This is a genomic window from Vibrio barjaei (assembly GCF_001639065.2).
Classification (GTDB): Bacteria; Pseudomonadota; Gammaproteobacteria; order Enterobacterales; family Vibrionaceae; genus Vibrio; species Vibrio barjaei.
In genome coordinates, this window is the sequence record NZ_LQXO02000059.1 from 22591 (window position 1) to 40977 (window position 18387).

18 protein-coding genes are annotated in these 18387 nt (G+C 44.3%); 15 read left to right on the plus strand and 3 right to left on the minus strand.

The window, feature by feature from the left end:
• Positions 1 to 16: 16 nt before the first annotated feature.
• Complete coding sequence (gene dbpA / locus AWH66_RS24265) at positions 17 to 1399, minus strand: ATP-dependent RNA helicase DbpA (RefSeq protein ID WP_063603761.1); 1383 nt, start codon at positions 1397 to 1399, stop codon at positions 17 to 19.
• A 108-nt stretch (positions 1400 to 1507) separates the two neighbouring features.
• Positions 1508 to 1984, minus strand: a complete 477-nt coding sequence (locus tag AWH66_RS24270) for a WbuC family cupin fold metalloprotein (protein WP_063603762.1) — start codon at positions 1982 to 1984, stop codon at positions 1508 to 1510.
• Positions 1985 to 2213: 229 nt separating this feature from the next.
• On the opposite strand from AWH66_RS24270, the gene AWH66_RS26045 reads away from it, so the two are divergent.
• From AWH66_RS26045 to AWH66_RS24310, 9 genes are all read left to right on the plus strand, one after another.
• The gene (locus tag AWH66_RS26045; protein WP_167360991.1) at positions 2214 to 2387 is read left to right on the plus strand and encodes a hypothetical protein; all 174 of its coding nucleotides are present in this window, start codon (positions 2214 to 2216) and stop codon (positions 2385 to 2387) included.
• 176 nt (positions 2388 to 2563) lie between these two features.
• Positions 2564 to 3211, plus strand: coding sequence for a GTP cyclohydrolase II (locus AWH66_RS24275; RefSeq protein WP_006074877.1), 648 nt, complete (start codon positions 2564 to 2566; stop codon positions 3209 to 3211).
• Between the two features lie 182 nt (positions 3212 to 3393).
• Entirely contained in the window at positions 3394 to 4653 is a 1260-nt protein-coding gene (locus AWH66_RS24280; protein ID WP_063603763.1) for an imelysin family protein, read from the plus strand.
• Positions 4654 to 4718: 65 nt separating this feature from the next.
• The gene (locus AWH66_RS24285) at positions 4719 to 6116 is read left to right on the plus strand and encodes a di-heme oxidoreductase family protein (RefSeq protein WP_063603764.1); all 1398 of its coding nucleotides are present in this window, start codon (positions 4719 to 4721) and stop codon (positions 6114 to 6116) included.
• 10 nt (positions 6117 to 6126) lie between these two features.
• Positions 6127 to 7158: an imelysin family protein gene (locus tag AWH66_RS24290; protein WP_063603765.1), complete on the plus strand. Its 1032-nt coding sequence runs from the start codon at positions 6127 to 6129 to the stop codon at positions 7156 to 7158.
• Complete coding sequence (locus AWH66_RS24295) at positions 7139 to 8227, plus strand: DUF1513 domain-containing protein (protein ID WP_063603766.1); 1089 nt, start codon at positions 7139 to 7141, stop codon at positions 8225 to 8227. The genes AWH66_RS24290 and AWH66_RS24295 overlap by 20 nt, the downstream gene beginning before the upstream one ends.
• Before the next feature lie 91 nt (positions 8228 to 8318).
• Positions 8319 to 9965 (plus strand): L,D-transpeptidase family protein, encoded by a 1647-nt coding sequence (locus AWH66_RS24300; protein WP_063603767.1) that lies wholly within the window; start codon positions 8319 to 8321, stop codon positions 9963 to 9965.
• A gap of 155 nt (positions 9966 to 10120) precedes the next feature.
• Positions 10121 to 10666 (plus strand): peptidoglycan L,D-endopeptidase MepK, encoded by a 546-nt coding sequence (mepK, locus tag AWH66_RS24305; protein WP_063603768.1) that lies wholly within the window; start codon positions 10121 to 10123, stop codon positions 10664 to 10666.
• Between the two features lie 63 nt (positions 10667 to 10729).
• On the plus strand, positions 10730 to 11383 hold the full coding sequence (locus AWH66_RS24310; protein ID WP_063603769.1) for an MBL fold metallo-hydrolase: 654 nt from the start codon (positions 10730 to 10732) through the stop codon (positions 11381 to 11383).
• A 52-nt stretch (positions 11384 to 11435) separates the two neighbouring features.
• On the opposite strand, the gene AWH66_RS24315 is transcribed toward AWH66_RS24310, so the two are convergent.
• Positions 11436 to 12098: a DUF2982 domain-containing protein gene (locus AWH66_RS24315; RefSeq protein ID WP_063603770.1), complete on the minus strand. Its 663-nt coding sequence runs from the start codon at positions 12096 to 12098 to the stop codon at positions 11436 to 11438.
• A gap of 210 nt (positions 12099 to 12308) precedes the next feature.
• On the opposite strand from AWH66_RS24315, the gene AWH66_RS24320 reads away from it, so the two are divergent.
• From AWH66_RS24320 to AWH66_RS24345, 6 genes are all read left to right on the plus strand, one after another.
• Entirely contained in the window at positions 12309 to 12671 is a 363-nt protein-coding gene (locus AWH66_RS24320; protein ID WP_038225886.1) for a MarR family transcriptional regulator, read from the plus strand.
• 388 nt (positions 12672 to 13059) lie between these two features.
• Positions 13060 to 14154, plus strand: a complete 1095-nt coding sequence (locus AWH66_RS24325; RefSeq protein ID WP_006073745.1) for a TRAP transporter substrate-binding protein — start codon at positions 13060 to 13062, stop codon at positions 14152 to 14154.
• 106 nt (positions 14155 to 14260) lie between these two features.
• Positions 14261 to 14803, plus strand: a complete 543-nt coding sequence (locus AWH66_RS24330; RefSeq protein ID WP_062457260.1) for a TRAP transporter small permease subunit — start codon at positions 14261 to 14263, stop codon at positions 14801 to 14803.
• Positions 14804 to 14813: 10 nt separating this feature from the next.
• Positions 14814 to 16097 (plus strand): TRAP transporter large permease, encoded by a 1284-nt coding sequence (locus AWH66_RS24335; RefSeq protein WP_063603771.1) that lies wholly within the window; start codon positions 14814 to 14816, stop codon positions 16095 to 16097.
• A gap of 110 nt (positions 16098 to 16207) precedes the next feature.
• A complete protein-coding gene (locus AWH66_RS24340) occupies positions 16208 to 17557 on the plus strand; it encodes a cache domain-containing protein (protein ID WP_063603772.1) in 1350 nt (449 codons plus the stop codon).
• Positions 17557 to 18192 carry a response regulator transcription factor gene (locus AWH66_RS24345; RefSeq protein ID WP_063603773.1) on the plus strand — a complete coding sequence of 212 codons (636 nt, stop codon included), beginning with the start codon at positions 17557 to 17559 and terminating at the stop codon, positions 18190 to 18192. The genes AWH66_RS24340 and AWH66_RS24345 overlap by 1 nt, the downstream gene beginning before the upstream one ends.
• Positions 18193 to 18387: the final 195 nt, after the last annotated feature.

Genomic DNA, 18387 nt, shown 5'->3' on the forward strand with positions numbered 1-18387 from the left:
TTGATGGAGTTGAAGGTTAAGCTTTGATGATTCGCGCGCGGAAGTTACGGCCCTTCATCTTGCCATTGGTAATCTTACCTAACGCTTGCTTAGCTATCGCTTTCTCGACCGCCACATAAGCACTCATCGGGAACATATTGATCTTACCAATTTGATTGCCGGAGAGTGTTTTATCACCGGTTAGCGCCCCCAAAATATCACCAGGGCGCAATTTTTGCTTCTTACCGCCTTGAATTTGAATCGTCACCATTTTTGCTTGAAATGGTTGGTTGCTTGACTTTGCAGGCAATTCGCTTGGTTCAATCGGCATATCCATGTACTCATCGATACGCGCTACACGATAGAACTCTTTCTCGCTATAGAAGCTAAAGGCTAAACCTTTATTACCGGCGCGCCCAGTACGACCAATGCGATGTACGTGTACTTCTGGGTCGCGAGACAGATCATAGTTGAATACTGCATCGAGGTTATCGACATCGAGACCACGAGCTGCAACATCCGTTGCCACTAAAATAGAAACACTTTTATTGGCGAACTGTACGAGTGCTTGGTCACGATCTCTTTGCTCTAAATCACCGTGGATATCAATCACGCTAAAGCCACGATGATGCAGTTCATCCGCAACGTTCTGAACTTCTTTTTTAGTATTACAGAACACCACAGCAGACTCCGGTTGGTGAGTCAGAAGCAAGTTTTCAAGTGCATTATCACGTTCTTCGAGAGTGTTAGTTTGATAGAAGAACTGTTTGATGCTTGAGTGATCGTGCTTACTCTCTACCTTCACCACTTCTGGTTGCTTCATAACTCGAGCAGCAATGGTTTGGATTTGCTCAGGGAATGTAGCGCTGAAAAGCAGCGTTTGTCGCTCCTTTGGAGCTTGGTCGATAATAGCGTCCAAGGCATCTTTGAAACCCATATCTAGCATACGGTCCGCTTCATCAAGTACCAGAGTATTCAGTTCGCTTAGGTTGATACGACCTTTTTCTAGATGATCAAGGATGCGACCAGGCGTTCCCACTAGAATATGCGCACCGTGTTCCAAAGAACCAATTTGTGGTCCCATTGGCATACCGCCACACAGTGTTAGTACTTTGATATTGTGAATACCACGAGCTAGAGTGCGAATCTCTTTTGCAACTTGGTCCGCAAGCTCACGAGTTGGGCAGAGAACAAGAGACTGCACACGGAAACGCTTTACTCTTAAGTTGCTAAGCACGCCGAGAGAGAAGGCTGCGGTTTTTCCTGAACCTGTTTTTCCTTGGCCGATAATGTCCTTACCCGCCAAAATTTTTGGTAGTGCCTCGGCTTGGATTGGCGTCATGGAAGCGTAACCAAGACTGTCTAATGTGCCGAGTAATTCAGATGGTAAGTTTAAGGTAGAAAAGGCTGGAGTGTTCAAGAGCTGTCCTCAGTCGGTATGCAGAGCGGGTATTATCAACATTCCCGCTCTAGATGCTACTTTTATCTACGCTTTTGTAGATTTAGTAGTGAGGATAGCAGCTAAAGATCATTTTGCCGTTGGTTGTGCTGTACTCATCCAATCGCGATATTCATTGGCACCGTCTTCACCTTCTGCAGGAGACCAAGGTGCGAAATCTTCTTGAGGAGTAGGGATGTATGCGCCTTCTTTGATTTCAAGACCGACCGTGCCCGGTTGCATACAAGCATAACCATGCCAAGTACCTGGTGGGATTTCGATAGCACGGTTAGTTTCTGGTGACAGACTGTGACGCTCTGTGAGATTGCCTTCATCATCAAAAATCAATAAATCCAGTTGCCCTTTAAGAACAAGGAACAATTCCCATTTGTGCTCTTCAGTATGACGGTGAGGGCGCATGTAGGTTTCTGGCTCTGTTGAGATGAACAAACGTTGAACGCCAGCGTCTAATTGCTCGTGTAGGTTATGATGACTGCGTTTGCGTGGTGCTTCTTTTGCGTTTTGCGCAAATGTATCGAAGTCTTGGTTGCTGATGATTTTTAACATGACATTGTTCTTTGAAGTGTAAAGTGTCGATATTCTACCGCCTCAACAAAAAAGTTCAGTAACAAATTGCCGCCTTCGTCCGCTGTGCGATAAAGTTTAGAAAATTCTAGGTAAAAACCCGTTAGATTGTGATGGCAGTTCCAGAAATGTTTGAAAAAGCTGTACGATCTGATCAGAGTGGTATTATCGCATTGTTTAGGAAATAATCCGTAAGTAAGGTGGTACAGCAGTGGAAGCAGTCATCAGCCAACTCAAAAAAGACTTTTATGCACACCTTAACTCTGCCAATGGTGCGAGCTCGGGTGAGTCTTCCCAGACCATCTCTCTATTAACAAAAGAAGAGCTAGCGGAACTGGAAAATGTGTGGGTCCAACTCGCTGTATGGAAACAAAAACAAGCGTAAGACCTATCTTTTTATCGCCTAACTAAATGATTTTTATGAGCCTCGAGTATTGATACTTGGGGCTTTTTTAGTTTCTTATAAATAGTAATTGTTATAATATAACAATTACTATATTGATCTTATTGTTGAAAAGTCGAGTACTAGCCCCCATAGTTCACTTTATGGAGAATAGAGCGATGGCTGAGATAAGTTCATTACTAGCCTCAGATAATCTAGTGAGAGAGACTATGGCGGAAGTACGTGCCAGAATACAATTAAAAGTCGGTTCCAGGAGTGATATAGACGCAGAGATGCTGTCGTTTCGTGGACTCAAGACAGATAAAGAACATGTAGCGATTATTTTTAAATCATCTGACAAGACCCAATCTTTACCTCTGGTAAGGATGCACTCAGAGTGCCTTACCGGTGATGTTTTCCACTCGTCACGTTGCGATTGTGGTGAGCAATTGGAAGAAACCATTCAGAAAATGGGTGAAGAAGGCGGCATCATCCTGTATCTACGTCAGGAAGGGCGAGGAATCGGTCTTTACAATAAACTAGACGCGTACAAGCTTCAGTCTGATGGTATGAATACGTATGAAGCCAATAACCATTTAGGGTTTGGCGATGACTTACGTGACTTTACTGAAGCCGCCCAAATGCTTAAAGCGCTGGACGTGCACTCTATTCGTCTGGTCACTAACAATCCTAAAAAAGTGCGCGAACTTCGCGAGCACGGTATCAATATTGAAGAAGTTGTGAATACGCACGCTCATATCAAAGATGGCAATGAAAACTACCTTAAAGCGAAGGTCTCTCACGGTAAGCACTACCTCAAGCTTTAGCCAGTAATCCAGATCACCAATCATAAAATTGTTAGTAAAATGATAGAAAAGCCTCACTTTTGTGAGGCTTTTTTGTATTTATTCTTGAAAATAAATTGTAACTGAGTATTATCGCATTTCGTAGTATAAATGATAATAATTCGCACTACTAATAACTATTAAGCTCAACAAGGATGCTTTTCATGAATGTAACAACCATGGTGAAGGGTGCAGTGGCAGCCTCTCTTGTAATGACTTCAAGCGCTGCGTTTTCTGCAGTTACTAAAGACCAAGTGGTCGAACACTATGCTGATCTGGCTCACGCGGTATTCGCAGATGCACTGATTACAGCAAAAGATTTAGACATATCTATTAACACATTCTTGGCAAACCCTTCTGAGAAAGGTCTGGTCGATGTGCAACAAGCATGGCTAGCATCCCGCGTACCTTATCAGCAGACGGAAGTATTCCGTTTTGGTAATGCTATCGTTGATGATTGGGAAGGACAGCTTAATGCATGGCCACTTGATGAAGGTCTTATCGACTATGTGAGTGCGGATTATCAATATGAACTAGGTAATGAAGGCGCACAAGCAAACATTGTTGCTAACAAGAGCCTACAAATCGGTGCTACAACTCTTGATGTTAAAGAAATCACACCTGAAGTCATTGCTAACCTTAATGAAGTTGGTGGCTCTGAAGCGAACGTAGCATCAGGTTATCATGCGATTGAGTTCTTATTGTGGGGACAAGATCTTAACGGCACTAATGCAGGTGCTGGTGAACGTCCTTACACTGACTATGTCATCGGTGAAGGCTGTACTAACGGTAACTGTGAGCGTCGTGCGCAGTATCTTCAAGCTGCATCGAAACTGTTGATTCAAGATCTTCAATGGATGGAGAAACAATGGTCAGCGGCGGAGAAAGGTAATTACCGCTCTGAACTACTTGCTGACAAAGCTGACAACGGCATTCGTAAGATACTATTTGGCATGGGTTCACTTTCTCTAGGTGAACTTGCAGGTGAGCGCATGAAAGTGGCTCTAGAGGCCAATTCTACTGAAGATGAGCACGATTGTTTCTCTGACAACACGCATAACTCTCACTACTACAACGAGCAAGGTATCTATAACGTTTACACGGGCACTTACGTTCGCGCTGATGGAACATTAGTTGACGGTCCAAGTATCGCTAACCTTGTTGAAGCAAAAGACAAAACAGCAGCGAAAGAGATTCAAAAGCAATTTGATCTTGCACGCGCGCAAGTTGGCAAACTTGTTACCTCGGCAGAAAAAGACAACCAACACTTTGACCAGTTGATCGCATCGAATAATCCTCAGGGTAACAAACTAGTGAATGAGACCATTGTTGCACTTGTCGCGCAAACTGGTTCAATTGAGCGTGCCGCTGGCATCATCGGTATCGATAGCCTAAATCCAGATACTGCTGACCACGAATTCTAAGCACAATAACCATAATGAATAGGGGGCTACTGCCCCCCTTTTGTCGATCTTTTTGTGAGCGCTGTATGTCAAGATCTTATCCTTTTTTAGCCACACTACTATTCCTTTTTGTCGGCTCGGTGTTTGCCGGGTCTGAGTCTTCTCATCTGTCGGGCGGTAAAACAACGGTAAAAAAAGAGGGGCCTAATGCTTACTCAATGCCTGCTGCCAACTTGCCTATGTCAAAGCGACTAGATTTTAGCGTAGGTAACAGTTTTTTTAGAAATCCATGGGTTCAAGCTCCTGCTTCCACAGATGCAAGGGATGGGCTTGGACCACTATTTAATACCAATGGTTGCCAAAACTGCCATATCAAAGACGGTCGTGGTCATCCTCCTGAAGAAAATGATCAACATGCCGTATCCATGTTGGTTAGGTTGAGTATTCCGGCTGTGACTGCGCAGCAGAAAGCGGCCTATGAGCTTGACGGTGTAATACCTGAGCCAACATATGGTGGTCAGTTGCAAGATTTTGCTTTGCCGAACATGCAGCCAGAAGGACAAATTGATATTACTTATGATGAGGTTGCGGTAAGTTTTAAAGATGGAACGGTCGTCATGTTACGCAAGCCTAACCTTAAGATTGTCGAACTAGCCTACGGCGATATGCACCCTGAGGTTTTAATGTCGGCACGAGTTGCTCCGCCAATGATTGGCTTAGGGTTGCTCGAATCGATTCCAGAATCGACGATCTTAGCATTTGCTGAAGCGCAAAAAGAGGACAACTCATCAGTAACAGGAAAGCCTAACTACGTGATGGATGTGCGCACTCAAAAGATGGCATTGGGTCGCTTTGGATGGAAAGCAGGCCAGCCTAATCTGATGCAGCAAAATGCGGCTGCGTTCAATGGTGATGTAGGCTTAACAAGTTCGCTGTTTCCGAGTGAGAACTGTACCAGTAATCAGGGTGTTTGTACGGCTCAGCACAGTGGCGGAGACCCTGAGGTGAGCGACAAAATTCTCAACTTCGTCGAGTTTTATACTCAGCATTTAGCGGTGCCTCAACGACGTAATATCGATGATCCATTGGTAATTGCAGGTGAGAAGCTATTCAACAATGTCGGTTGCCAAAACTGCCATAGAACAGGTATTCAAACCGGTACACAAGAAGGGTTGCCTGCCATTTCGAACCAGACGATTCACCCTTATACGGATATGCTGTTACATGACATGGGGAAGGGGCTATCAGACAATCGACCAGAATACGCGGCTTCGGGCCGTGAGTGGCGCACAGCTCCATTATGGGGAATTGGTTATACCGAAGAAGTTAATGGTCACACATATTTTCTTCATGACGGACGAGCGAGAAACCTCACCGAAGCGATTTTATGGCATGGTGGTGAAGCAGAAGCCGCAAAACAAAACGTGTTAGCCCTATCTAAATCAGAACGTGATGCGCTACTGGCGTTTCTAAATTCACTGTAAGGAGAGCAGCGTGAATTACAAACTTTCATCTATAGCGTTGAGCTTGCTTTTTTTAACAGCTTGTCAATCGAGTAGTGTGACCCAATCCTCTAAGCCAGAAGCCACAACACACCTTAGTCAAGCTGTATATGAAGTTGAATTCGACTCTGCGTTGAAGTTCAAAACGGCAATGATGAACTTACAATCGCAAACTGCACAGTTTTGCCAAGGGGAATCGGAGCTGACGCAGGTGTCTGCAGCATGGCAACAAGGAATGTCCCGTTGGATGTGGTTGCAAGGGCAAGAGCGAGGTCCTGCTATGGCACTGGAGCAGAATTGGAATGTTCAATTCTGGCCAGATAAGAAGAACACCACCGGTAGGAAGATGTCACAAGCGGTTAAAACCGACGCGTGGACCATGGAGTCAGTACAATTGCAAAGTGTCACCATTCAGGGACTAGGAGCAATTGAATGGCTGCTTTATGATAATGCTTCAACACTAGCAAAGGGCTCACGAGGGCATTGCTCATTGGCGACCGCCATTACCACTTCTCTTACCGATCGCGCTGACACTATATTTATGGCGTGGCAAACCAATCCGTGGTCCACTTTAGACAAAGAGGCGTGGGAGTCAGAGTATCTGGCTTTGCTGTCTAACCAGCTGGATTACAGCATGAAAAAATTGTCTCGTCCGTTAGCGAAAATCGGTGCCCCGCGGCCTTATTTCTCTGAGTCTTGGCGCTCGGAAACATCAATGAGCAATCTAAAAACTAACGTAGAAGCGATGCAAGCACTCTATCTGGCGAAAGGAAAGGGGCTAGATAAGATTTTGCGCGATGAAGGTCATGCAAGACTGGCGGACAGTATCGTTCACCAATTTGAAGATACGTTAGAAACTTGGCCGAGTGAAGCCAGTCTGTTTGCGTTATTGCAATCTAAACAAGGATATCGAACAGTGCTGTCGCAATTCAACAAGCTTGAACAACTTAAGTATCTTATCAATGAAGAGGCTTCGGTTCAGTTGGGAGTAGTAATAGGATTTAATGCGACTGATGGCGATTGATATTTCTCGACGCAACTTCACAAAGTTGGCAGGCATCATGGTGATGTCGCCTTCTTTGCTCACGGCTTGCGCATCCACGACGAAAATGGCTCAGGAAACCTTGATAGGCGGCTCGGTTCGCAACAAGGGTGACTATGAAGTTATTGTTTCTGCCGAAAATGCTACTGCTATGCATCGACTGCCTCTACCAGACCGTGGTCATGGCATTGCTGTATCGCCCAAGACTCATCATGCGGTGATGTTTGCGCGAAGGCCTGGTAGCTATGCCATGGTGTTTGATTATCGTGAAGGACAAGTAGTAAAGCTCATTTTAGCGCCAAATAACCGACATTTTTATGGGCATGGCGTGTATTCAAATGATGGTCGATGGCTGTACGCTACGGAAGGCGAGCGGTCGAGCAGTCGTGGAATCATTGGCGTTTATGATGTTGCTAATGACTATAGAAAAATAGAAGAGTTTACCGGTTTCGGGCTAGGTCCTCATGAAGTGATCGTGATGGTAGACGATTCGTTAGTCGTTGGAGTCGGCGGCGTACATACCAATGGCAGGCAACCTAAAAATCTTGCAACCATGCAACCTAGCTTAAGTTATCTTTCTCCTCAGGGAGAGCTTCTTGAGCAAGCAACACTTGGCGACCATCATAAGAGTATTCGCCATCTTGCTCATGACGGTGACACTACGGTGTTAACGGGTCAGCAATATCGGGGCGAAGCGGAGGACTACGTACCACTAGTCGCCATTCACCAGAGAGGTTCGGTGATGGAAGAGCTGGGTGGAGAGCCTGAACAGTGGGCAAGATTTAATCACTATATTGCCAGTATTGCAGCGACAGAAACGCATATTCTGGCTACCTCACCGAGAGGAAGTTGCTACGGAATTTGGGACAAGGTAACACGTGAATTACTGGAAATTAATGCACTCCCAGATGCTTCAGGAGTGGTGGTCAGGAATGGGGACTTTCATGTGAGTTCTGGTGCGGGGCAAGTAATTAAAATTAATCCACAACTAGATAAACAGCGCTTTTATTCTGGAATTCAGTGGGATAATCATTGGAGTGCCATCACATAAATGAGACGGTAGCTGGTTTAGTTTAAAATTGTCCGGTTGATAGTGTGATTTCTGCCATACTTAAGATCCTTGTTTGAAAGGAGGTTGGTAGATGCGAAACTGGCTACTCTCATTGTCTGTTGGTTTATTCTCTCTAGCTACAGCTGGTTTGACGGTTGCTGCGCCAGATCAGCTTGTCTCAAATTCGACCGAGCTAGCCTCTTATTCTGTAAAACACATCAAGCCAATTCTTCAGCAGGATAATACAAAAGGCTCAACTGAGCTTATAGATAGGACTCAAGACGCGCTTCTCTATCCTTCGTTAGTTGACTACTTATATTCCAGACTGGATGTTGAACGTATATGGAATGGCAACGAGCTTAACGCTCAGCTAAATCTGCAACTAGATATGATGAAGCTTGCGGGCTTTAGTCCGCTGTTCCAATCAAGAGTAGAACTCCTGCAACAGTATTATCAGCAAGGCGAGGTGGATCGTTATGATAGAGTCGCAACAGATACTTTCTTACTTTATTTAAGCTATGTTGCAGCGTCTCAAGAGCTTGGTAAAGAGTGGTTTTTTACTGCTGATCTAGTTGAGCCTCTTCCGCGTCCTTCGGCAACTGAAGTTGATCTAATGGTAAAAGCTTTCGAAGCGCAAGAAGCGCTGGCTTACACCACCTCGTTTGCGTCGCCAATGTTACAGCAAGATGGATTTGAGAATGCATACATCGACCTAGTGTCGAAATCGCAAATGACCAAGATTGAGTATCAGCAAGTTGGGCTCATGAGACTCGGTGATACGTTACCTCAAGAAGCATACTTAATTCTTATTGAAAGGCTGTCCGAATCCAATGTCTTTGTTACGGCAAGGGAAGATCATTATTTCGACGAATCACTCGACTTTGCCATTAGAGAGTTCCAGACCATATACGGGTTAAACGATGACGGTATTATAGGTCCCAATACCATCGAATGGTTGAACAAATCCGCGTCCGATAAACTGCGTATTTTGGCACTCAACTCAGAGCGTTCTCGCTTGTGGCCACAGCAGCGCGAAAACATCATTGTCGTCAATGTGCCGAACTTTCAGCTTGAATATTGGGATGAAGGAGAGGAACGATTTGAGTCGCGAGTAATTGTAGGCAGAGCCTCGCGTCAAACGCCTTTACTGGAAACTAAAATGGATTCGCTCATCCTAAATCCTACTTGGAATGTGCCTTGGAAAATTATGGTTAAAGACATCATTCCTAAAGTAAAACAGAATCCAACTTACCTATTTTCACAGCGAATTGAAATTTTAGATGATTGGAACAATCAGGCACGTATCGACCCTACGATGATTGATTGGCAAGAGGTCAATGCGCGACGCTTCCCGTATCGTATGCGTCAACAAGCAGGGGAGTTAAACGCGCTGGGTCAGTACAAGTTCAACACACCCAACGCGCAAGCCATCTTTCTACACGATACACCTAGTAAGCATCTGTTTGATGAGAGTTTACGTGCATTCAGCTCTGGTTGTGTGAGAGTGGAACACGCTGACCAGTTCGCTCAAGTGTTACTCGAAGCACAAGGGAAAACATTAGAAGATGTTGCAACGGAACGCCCAAATAAAGCGATAGCCCTTAAGCAGCGAATTCCGGTTCATATCATTTATCAAACCGCTTGGATGTCTGACGGAAAGGCACACTTCCGTGGTGACGTATACCAATACGATGCCAAACGAGAAAGTATGAACAGTGCGGCTTTTTCAAAAAATTGACACAAATTTGAACAATCTAAAAAACGCTTTCTGCTCAAAGGTTAACCACTGCTGGCTGCAGAAATAAGCGCGTTTTGCTAATTTCTGCATTTGAACTAGGCTCGAGAAACACGTATCTTGCGCCGCAATTACGTAGTTTCCTTTCTTTGAGTAGTATGATCCAAACAAACATTTCTAGACGAGACGCCCTCAAACTTGCTTTGTGTGGTGCAACGGCGTCATTGGTGCCTTCGCTATCTTTCGCTATGCCTTCTTCTGCACCAAGAACATTAGCAATGAATAACTTACACACAGGAGAGAGTCTAGAAAGTCGCTACTTTGACGGTGCTAAGTATATCCAAGCTGAACTTGCTCGCCTCAATACACTTTGTCGAGATCATCGACGCAATGAAACCCACAACATGGATAAGCGTTTGTTTGATCAGATATCAGAGATTCAAAGCCTATTAGGTGTAAAATCAGAGGTGTTGATCATTTCTGGCTACCGATCTCCAGAGACCAATGCTTCATTGCGTTCAGGCTCTAATGGGGTAGCGAAAAAAAGTCTTCATATGTTAGGTCAGGCCATCGACTTTAGATTAGACGGAGTAAAACTCAGTCATCTTCACGAGGCGGCGCTAACCATCAAGGCTGGTGGAGTGGGTTATTATCCAAGAAGCCAGTTCGTCCATATTGATACGGGCCCAGTGAGAAACTGGTAACACTTGTCATTCCGCTAGCGTGATGTCATAGTCCCGCTAATTGCAAAATTAATAGGGTTTATGATGAGTCTTCAATATCAAGTAGTGCCTGTCACTTCATTTGCGCAAAACTGTTCTATCGTTTGGTGTGACGAAACCATGAAAGGTGTGGTTGTTGATCCTGGCGGTGATGTAAAACAGCTAGAAATGTTGATCAAAGAACTTGGAGTACAAGTTGAACAACTAGTACTCACCCATGGACATTTAGATCACGTTGGCGGAACTGAGCCACTTGCAGAAGCGCTTGATGCCAACATTGTTGGTCCTCATAAAGCCGATAACTTTTGGCTACAAGGGTTAGAAAACCAAAGCCAAATGTTTGGTTTTCCTTTAACTAAAGCGTTTGAACCCAATCAATGGTTAGATGATGGTGATACTGTAGAGTTTGGTAATCAAACTCTTAACGTCATTCATACTCCGGGTCACACTCCAGGTCACGTAGTGCTGTTTAATGAGGAATCAAAAGTCGCTTTTGTTGGCGATGTTCTCTTTAATGGTGGTATTGGACGCACAGATTTTCCTCAAGGTGACTACGCTACTTTGATTAACTCGATTAAGACCAAGTTGTGGCCGCTCGGTAATGACGTAACATTTGTACCGGGTCATGGTCCACAGTCGACCTTTGGCCATGAGCGAGCATCCAATCCGTTTGTTGCCGATGAGATGCCGCTTTACTGATAGTCGTCTAAGAGAACAGTGAGTGATTACAAGTAATGCTTCTCTAGAGCACCTATCTATCCGCCGCAGCTAAATAGCGGCGGGTAAGACCCACAAACTCGTCGGCAGACCTGTCTAGGTCAGCCTCGGCTACAAATACATCAAATCCATAAAACTCTCGCTGATAACGCATTCGATTTGCCAACATGGCGAGAAGCCCTCTGTACTCTTTCCCCTCATTGGTAACGTAAGTTTCAGAGTCCAACACAATATCTTCAAAATTAAGTGCTGGTGAGGTTTGCTGGGCACCAAGATAAAGCAACGCACGTTGGCTTAGCAAAAGGTCGGTAGCCACTCTAGGGCAAATACCATCCAAGTAAGGTTGATAGTGTTTGAGTCTGATTCCAATCCAAGGCAGTGGTTTATGCCAACCGTCTTGGTGATGTGTACATACTCCGATTCGTTCAATATTACTCCATTTAACGACCCAGCCACCTTTGAAGACGTGTTGCTGGAAATGAGTTGCTGTCAGTGTGAAGGTGACACGGCTTTTGACAAGCATAAAGTAAGCAAAGGTCATGACCGCAGCGACGAGCGTAATGAACACCAACGCTTGCTGCCAATTGGGGGAAAGTAGAAGAAAACTAAAACAGGCCAACCCGCCGACCGCTGCAACGACTTTAATGGTCGGAGATTGCCATGTGTAATTATGATTGCTGAAATGTAATGTATCCATAGTGACGACTGATTTTTACCCTATCTGGTTCTTTATACCGATGAAGCGATAATAAAGTTTATTGTTTAAATAATAGCCATAAACGTCCTAGGTCTGCATTTTTGACGCCACTTTGTGTCAATCCTCTACAAAAGCTATCAAAATTTTGGTATAAAACGCGCTTCAAATTTTGACCACTGTCTTGGTGCAGTGAATTGGAGAGAAAACTAAATGAGACTTGCTCATAAGCGCAAAGTGCAATCTAAGTTGCAAAAGCGCGTTAAAGCGGTAGTTGCCAACACAGCAGCTGCAACAAAAACAGAAAAGCCTGTTGTAGCGAAAGCGCCTGTAGTTGAAACCGCAACTGCGACAAAAAAAGTTGATGTAGCCTTAACTCCTAAGCAGCAACAAGTGCTAGACATCGTTGCTAAAAATGCTGACGGTATCAATCCAAAAGGCATCGGCCTAGAAGCTGGCCAAGAAGAAGCGAAAGCAGCATCTTGGGCGACTGGCGCACTTAAGAAGCTTCTAGAAGAAGGCTTAGTGGCTAAAGAACAGCTTGCGGGCAATAAAGTGATCTATAAAGCGCTTTAAGCGCTCACTTTACCCATTCTCAAAAAGACCCCTTACCTAGGGGTCTTTTTGATCCAGAAGACTAAAACGCACTAATGTTAGCGACTGATGTCACAAAAGTAGCGATTGTGTAATTCGTGCCTGATAATAAATGCCTAAGTATTTCTCCAATCTCCTTTCCAATCCTGTCTTCTTAATTTATTGATTTATAGCTATTTAGATCTCTATTGTGGTTATTTCCTACGTATTTATACGTAATACCAAGGTCTGACAACGCTAATTAATGGTTTTATCACTGCGTGCTCTCACTAATACCCGTTATTCAGAATTGCATCCATAGTTGTGTGGAATGTGAAACTTGGAGTTACGACAGTGACTTCAACAGGGAACCTACTCAAGGAACTGAATAATGAGTCTAATCAAGAAATCAGTAACACGTGTCATGAAGAGCACGGCGATTGTTGCAGCAACGTGTTTAGCGTTTGTTGCAGGTACCGCGAATGCAGCGGATAAAGTTTATCGTCTAAAGTTAGCCGAGACATGGGGGCCAAACTTCCCTATCTTTGGTGACGCAACGAAGAACATGGCGAAAATGGCAGAAGAAATGTCAAACGGTCGTTTACAGATCCGTATTGACTCTTCGAACAAGCATAAAGCGCCTTTCGGCGTGTTTGATATGGTTAAATCTGGTCAATATGACATGGGTCACTCAGCGTCGTATTACTGGAAAGGTAAAGTGCCAAATACCCTCTACTTTACGACAATGCCTTTTGGTATGACGGCACCAGAACAGTACGCTTGGTTCTATCACGGTGGTGGTATGGAGCTAATGGAGAAAGTGTATGCGCCGCATAACATGATGTCTTTCCCAGGTGGTAACACTGACGTTCAGATGGGTGGATGGTTCCAAAAAGAGATCAACAGCGTAGATGACCTGCAAGGTTTGAAAATGCGTATTCCGGGCTTTGCTGGTGAAATCCTAGCAGAGGTTGGTGCTAAGCCAACTAACATCGCTTCAGGTGAACTGTATACTTCTTTAGAACGTCGTACTATAGACGCACTAGAGTGGGTAGGACCATCACTAGACCTTCGTATGGGCTTCCACAAAATTGCACCTTATTACTACACTGGTTGGCATGAGCCAGCAACAGAGCTGCAGTTCCTAGTAAACAAACGTACTTGGAACAAACTTCCTGACGATTTGAAAGCAATTCTACAAATCGCTATGAAGACAGCTGCGTACGACATGTACATCCAATCGACTCACGAAAGTGGCAAGAACTGGGCAACGATACAAACAGATTACCCAGATGTGAAAGTTAAAGACTTCCCACGTGAAGTAATGGATGCACTGCGTGATGCGAATGACAAGTTGCTAAAAGAGCACGCAGCTAAAGATGAGATGGCAAAAGAAATTCAAGCTTCCCAAGCCGCTTATCTACAGCAAGTACGTTCTTGGACTGATATTGCCTCTAAAGCTTACCTAAACAAGTTCGACAATTAATACCCCCTTTAAGTGGCGCGGCTCCTGCGCCACTTTTTCCCAAAAAATGGTCATACGCCCTTAACTAAAACAATGAACTAAATATGGCGGATAGGCGGAAAGTTGTATGCGTAGTTTAATTTACATTGAAAGACTGTTTAACAAGGTAGCGGATTTGCTAGGTTGGTTATCCAGTATTTTGTTTTTGCTCTTATTGGTGAATGTTGTTTATGACGTAGTGATGCGCTACGTATTTAATGATGTTTCTATCGCCTTCCAAGAAATGGAATGGCATTTGTTCTCGGCAGTGTTTTTACTGGGTGTTCCATACGCAATTAAAGCGGGCGGACATGTACGAGTAGACGTGTTCTACGAGCGCTTATCTATTAAAGCTCAAGCCATCATCGACCTATTAGGCACTTTTGTTTTTCTATTCCCATTTTGCTTATTGGTCGCGTGGTTTGGTATCGATTTTGCCAAAGAAAGTTACGCGCTAGGAGAAACCTCTGGTGACCCTGGTGGCTTACCTTATCGCTGGATCATCAAAGCGATGATTCCTCTTTCATTCTTCTTTATGGCGATTGCTGGTGTTGGCTTAGTTCTGCACTCATTGAACAAACTGTTCAATCCACACCTCATTTACGCTAAGTCTTCCGGCTCAAACGAATAAGGACATTCTCATGATCGGTATTGTGATGTTTTTTGTAGCCTTATTCGCGCTACTACTCGGTTTTCCTGTTGCTTTCACTTTTGGCGGCATTGCGCTGATCTTCGGTGTGTGGGCTGAAGGGATAGAAATGTTTGCGTTTATGCCATATCGCATACAGTCCATTATGGAAAACACGGTATTAATGGCTGTACCTCTGTTTGTTTTTATGGGGTTAGTTTTACAAAAGACTCGGCTAGCTGAACAGCTTCTTGAGTCGATGGGGCGTCTGTTTGGTGGTGTTCGTGGTGGTATTGCGATTTCAACAGTACTCGTGGGTGCATTGCTTGCAGCATCAACGGGTGTTGTAGGAGCATCCGTCGTTGCCATGGGGCTTATCTCTCTACCAGTGATGCTCAAGTACAACTATGATAAAGGGTTAGCCTGCGGCACCATTTGTGCGTCGGGTACTCTAGGGCAAATTATCCCACCATCCATCGTGCTTATTCTTTTGGGTGACGTGTTAGGTGTACCAGTAGGGGATTTATTCCAAGCTGCGTTATGGCCGGGCTTTGTCTTAGTTGGCGCTTATGTCGCGTACATACTCATTTATGCAAAGTTAAATCCAGAGAGTGCTCAACCGATTCCAAGAGATGAAACTATTTCACGCTCAGAGGAAGTAAAAACGGCGCTGAAAGCGATTATTCCGCCGTTAGCACTGATAGTTGTGGTATTAGGCTCTATCTTTGCCGGTATTGCGACGCCGACGGAGTCTGCTGCTCTCGGTGGAGCGGGTGCAATTGTTCTATCACTTATGTATCGTCAATTCAGTTGGGGCATGCTCTATGATGCGTCCAAAGAGACGGTGAAAGTGACGGCAATGGTATTTGCTATTTTGCTCGGTGCAACCGCGTTCTCAATGGCGTTTACCTATACTGGCGGTGATATGCTGGTTGAAGAATGGATGCTAGAATTACCGGGTGAGAAATGGGGCTTCCTCATCATTACCATGTTGGTTATCTTGATTCTGGGCTTCTTTATCGATTTTGTAGAAATCTGTTTCATCATCGTACCAATGATTGCTCCAGTGGCAGAACTTATGGGTATTAATATGACGTGGTTTGCGATTTTGATTGCGATGAACCTACAAACGTCATTCTTAACCCCACCATTTGGCTTTAGCTTGTTCTATCTTAAAGGTGTTGCTCCTAACGGTGTAACGACAAGAGATATTTACCGAGGTGTGATGCCATTTATCGCGATTCAAATTGTAGTATTGGCCTCAATTCTTATTTTCCCAGAATTTTATGGAATGTGATCGGAGCTGCGTTAGCTCGGCATAGTAGTTCATTTCTATTTTAGACATTGTTACTGTTTACAATAGGAAACAATAAGCTACATCCAATGCAGCTTAGAAAAAGGACTTCTATGCCGCTCAAAGCAAAACTTATCTTACTGACACTCATCCCACTTATCATTGTGACGGCGAGTGTCAGTTGGATAACTCTTCATCAAGCAAAAGCGCTCGGAGAAAATGAAATTAACATTTTCCGAGAGAGCCTTATTCGTTCAAAGGAATCTGCTCTTAAAGACAGCGTCGAAATGGCTTTTGATGCTATTGAGCAGGACTACAACAACTCTTCATTAACTGAAACCGAAGCCAAAAATCAGGTCAAAGAAACGCTCAATCGTCTGCGTTACGGCACTGATGGCTACTTTTTTGCCTACGACAAAAATGGTACCAACCTCGTCCACCCAATTCTTCCGCAGCTTGTTGGTCGAAACTTGTTAAAGCTTCAAGATCAAGATGGTGATTACCTCATTGAAGCTTTGTTGTTTCAGGCGCAGTCAGGAGGGGGCTATCATCAGTACTTATGGCAAAAACCGTCTACAGGAGAAACGGTCACCAAACTTAGTTATGCAGCTTGGCTGGATAAGTGGGATTGGATGATAGGGACCGGACTGTACATTGAAGATGTAGCTCAAGAAGTGGCGATATTAAGGGCTGCTATTGATAACAATATTGAGACCACGATATTTTCTATCGTGACAATTTTCGCAGTGACAGTAGCGGTGATTATTGTACTGACCTTAGCGGTGAATTGGCATGAACATAAATTGGCTGACAAAAATCTGAAAGAGCTCGCCCATAAAACGGTTATGTTTCAGGAGGACGAACGTAAGCATTTAGCTAGAGAGCTTCATGATGGGGTAAATCAATTGCTGGTGTCGAGTAAATGCCATCTAGAGTTGATGGATACCAGAAGCGTTGATGATCGTTCGATGGGACACCTGCAGCAATCTCAATCTTCGTTGTCAGAAGCGATAATGGAAGTTCGTCGAATTTCCCATCATCTACGTCCCAGTGCTTTGGATGATATAGGTTTGGAAGCAGCGATTACCACTCTCTTGCAAGATTTTAAAACTTACTCCATGGCGAGTACAGAATTGGTTTTAGATTCTAACGCCTCGAAGCTCAAATCTGAAGTGGCGACTACACTCTATAGAGTTGTTCAAGAGTCTCTCAATAATATCGAAAAGCATGCACAGGCAACCAAAGTCACTGTGTTCTTGAAGCAATTTGGCGGTGTTCTGCAGCTGATCGTTACCGATGATGGAGTCGGATTTGATGTTGGAAATGCGATGAATAGCCGTGGGATTGGATTGAGAAACATGCGTGAACGAGTGGAATTTATCGGTGGTGAGTTCGAGCTCATTAGTGAGTATGGAAAGGGAACAGAAATTACCGTGTTGTTAAAGGTAGAGGAGACAGTGTAATGGATGGCAAGATCCGAGTCGTCATTGTCGATGATCATCAAGTTGTTCTTGAAGGTTTTATGGCTAGATTAGAGCGGGAACCGGAAATTGATGTGGTCGCAACCGCAAGCAATGGCGTAGAGGCTATTGAAGTCGTCAAAAGTACCCAGCCGGATGTGGTTTTAATGGATGTAAGTATGCCGATAATGAACGGCATCGAGTCCACGCAAGTTCTTAAAGAAGAACTCCCCAATATTCGAGTCTTAATGTTAACGATGCATGATAATCGTGAATACATAATGAAGGTAATGCAAGCGGGAGCGGTAGGGTACATGTTAAAGGAAATCTCCGCAGAGAAAATGGTGCAGGCAATTAAGACCGTCCATCAAGGGTCTACCTACTTTTGTGAATCAGTCACTCAAACGTTATTTTCTCAAGAGATTACCCCAGTCGTTGCTAAGACTAACCCATTGAGTCGACGTGAAGAGTCCGTGCTCAAGCTCGTGGCTCAGGGTTGTAGTAGTAAAAAAATAGCCCAGATGTTAGACATCTCCTATCGAACGGTGGAGACTCATCGTCAAAACATCAAGCATAAATTGGATCTGCATTCGACGGCAGAGCTGGCAAAATACGCTCTGGAAAATGGCTTGTCCTAAAGTGTTCAAATGATCTGGTTTACTGCGCCTTTTACGAGAATAAAAATAGGTGTCGAACCTTGCGGCGAAGGGACTTCAGCTGTTTAATTGGACGAAAGCTGTGATCAATTGAGACTTTTACCAAAATCACTACACATTCTGTTTCGCGTTCTGTTATAAAGAGCGCGCTAACTCTTTGAAAGACTGGATTGGAAA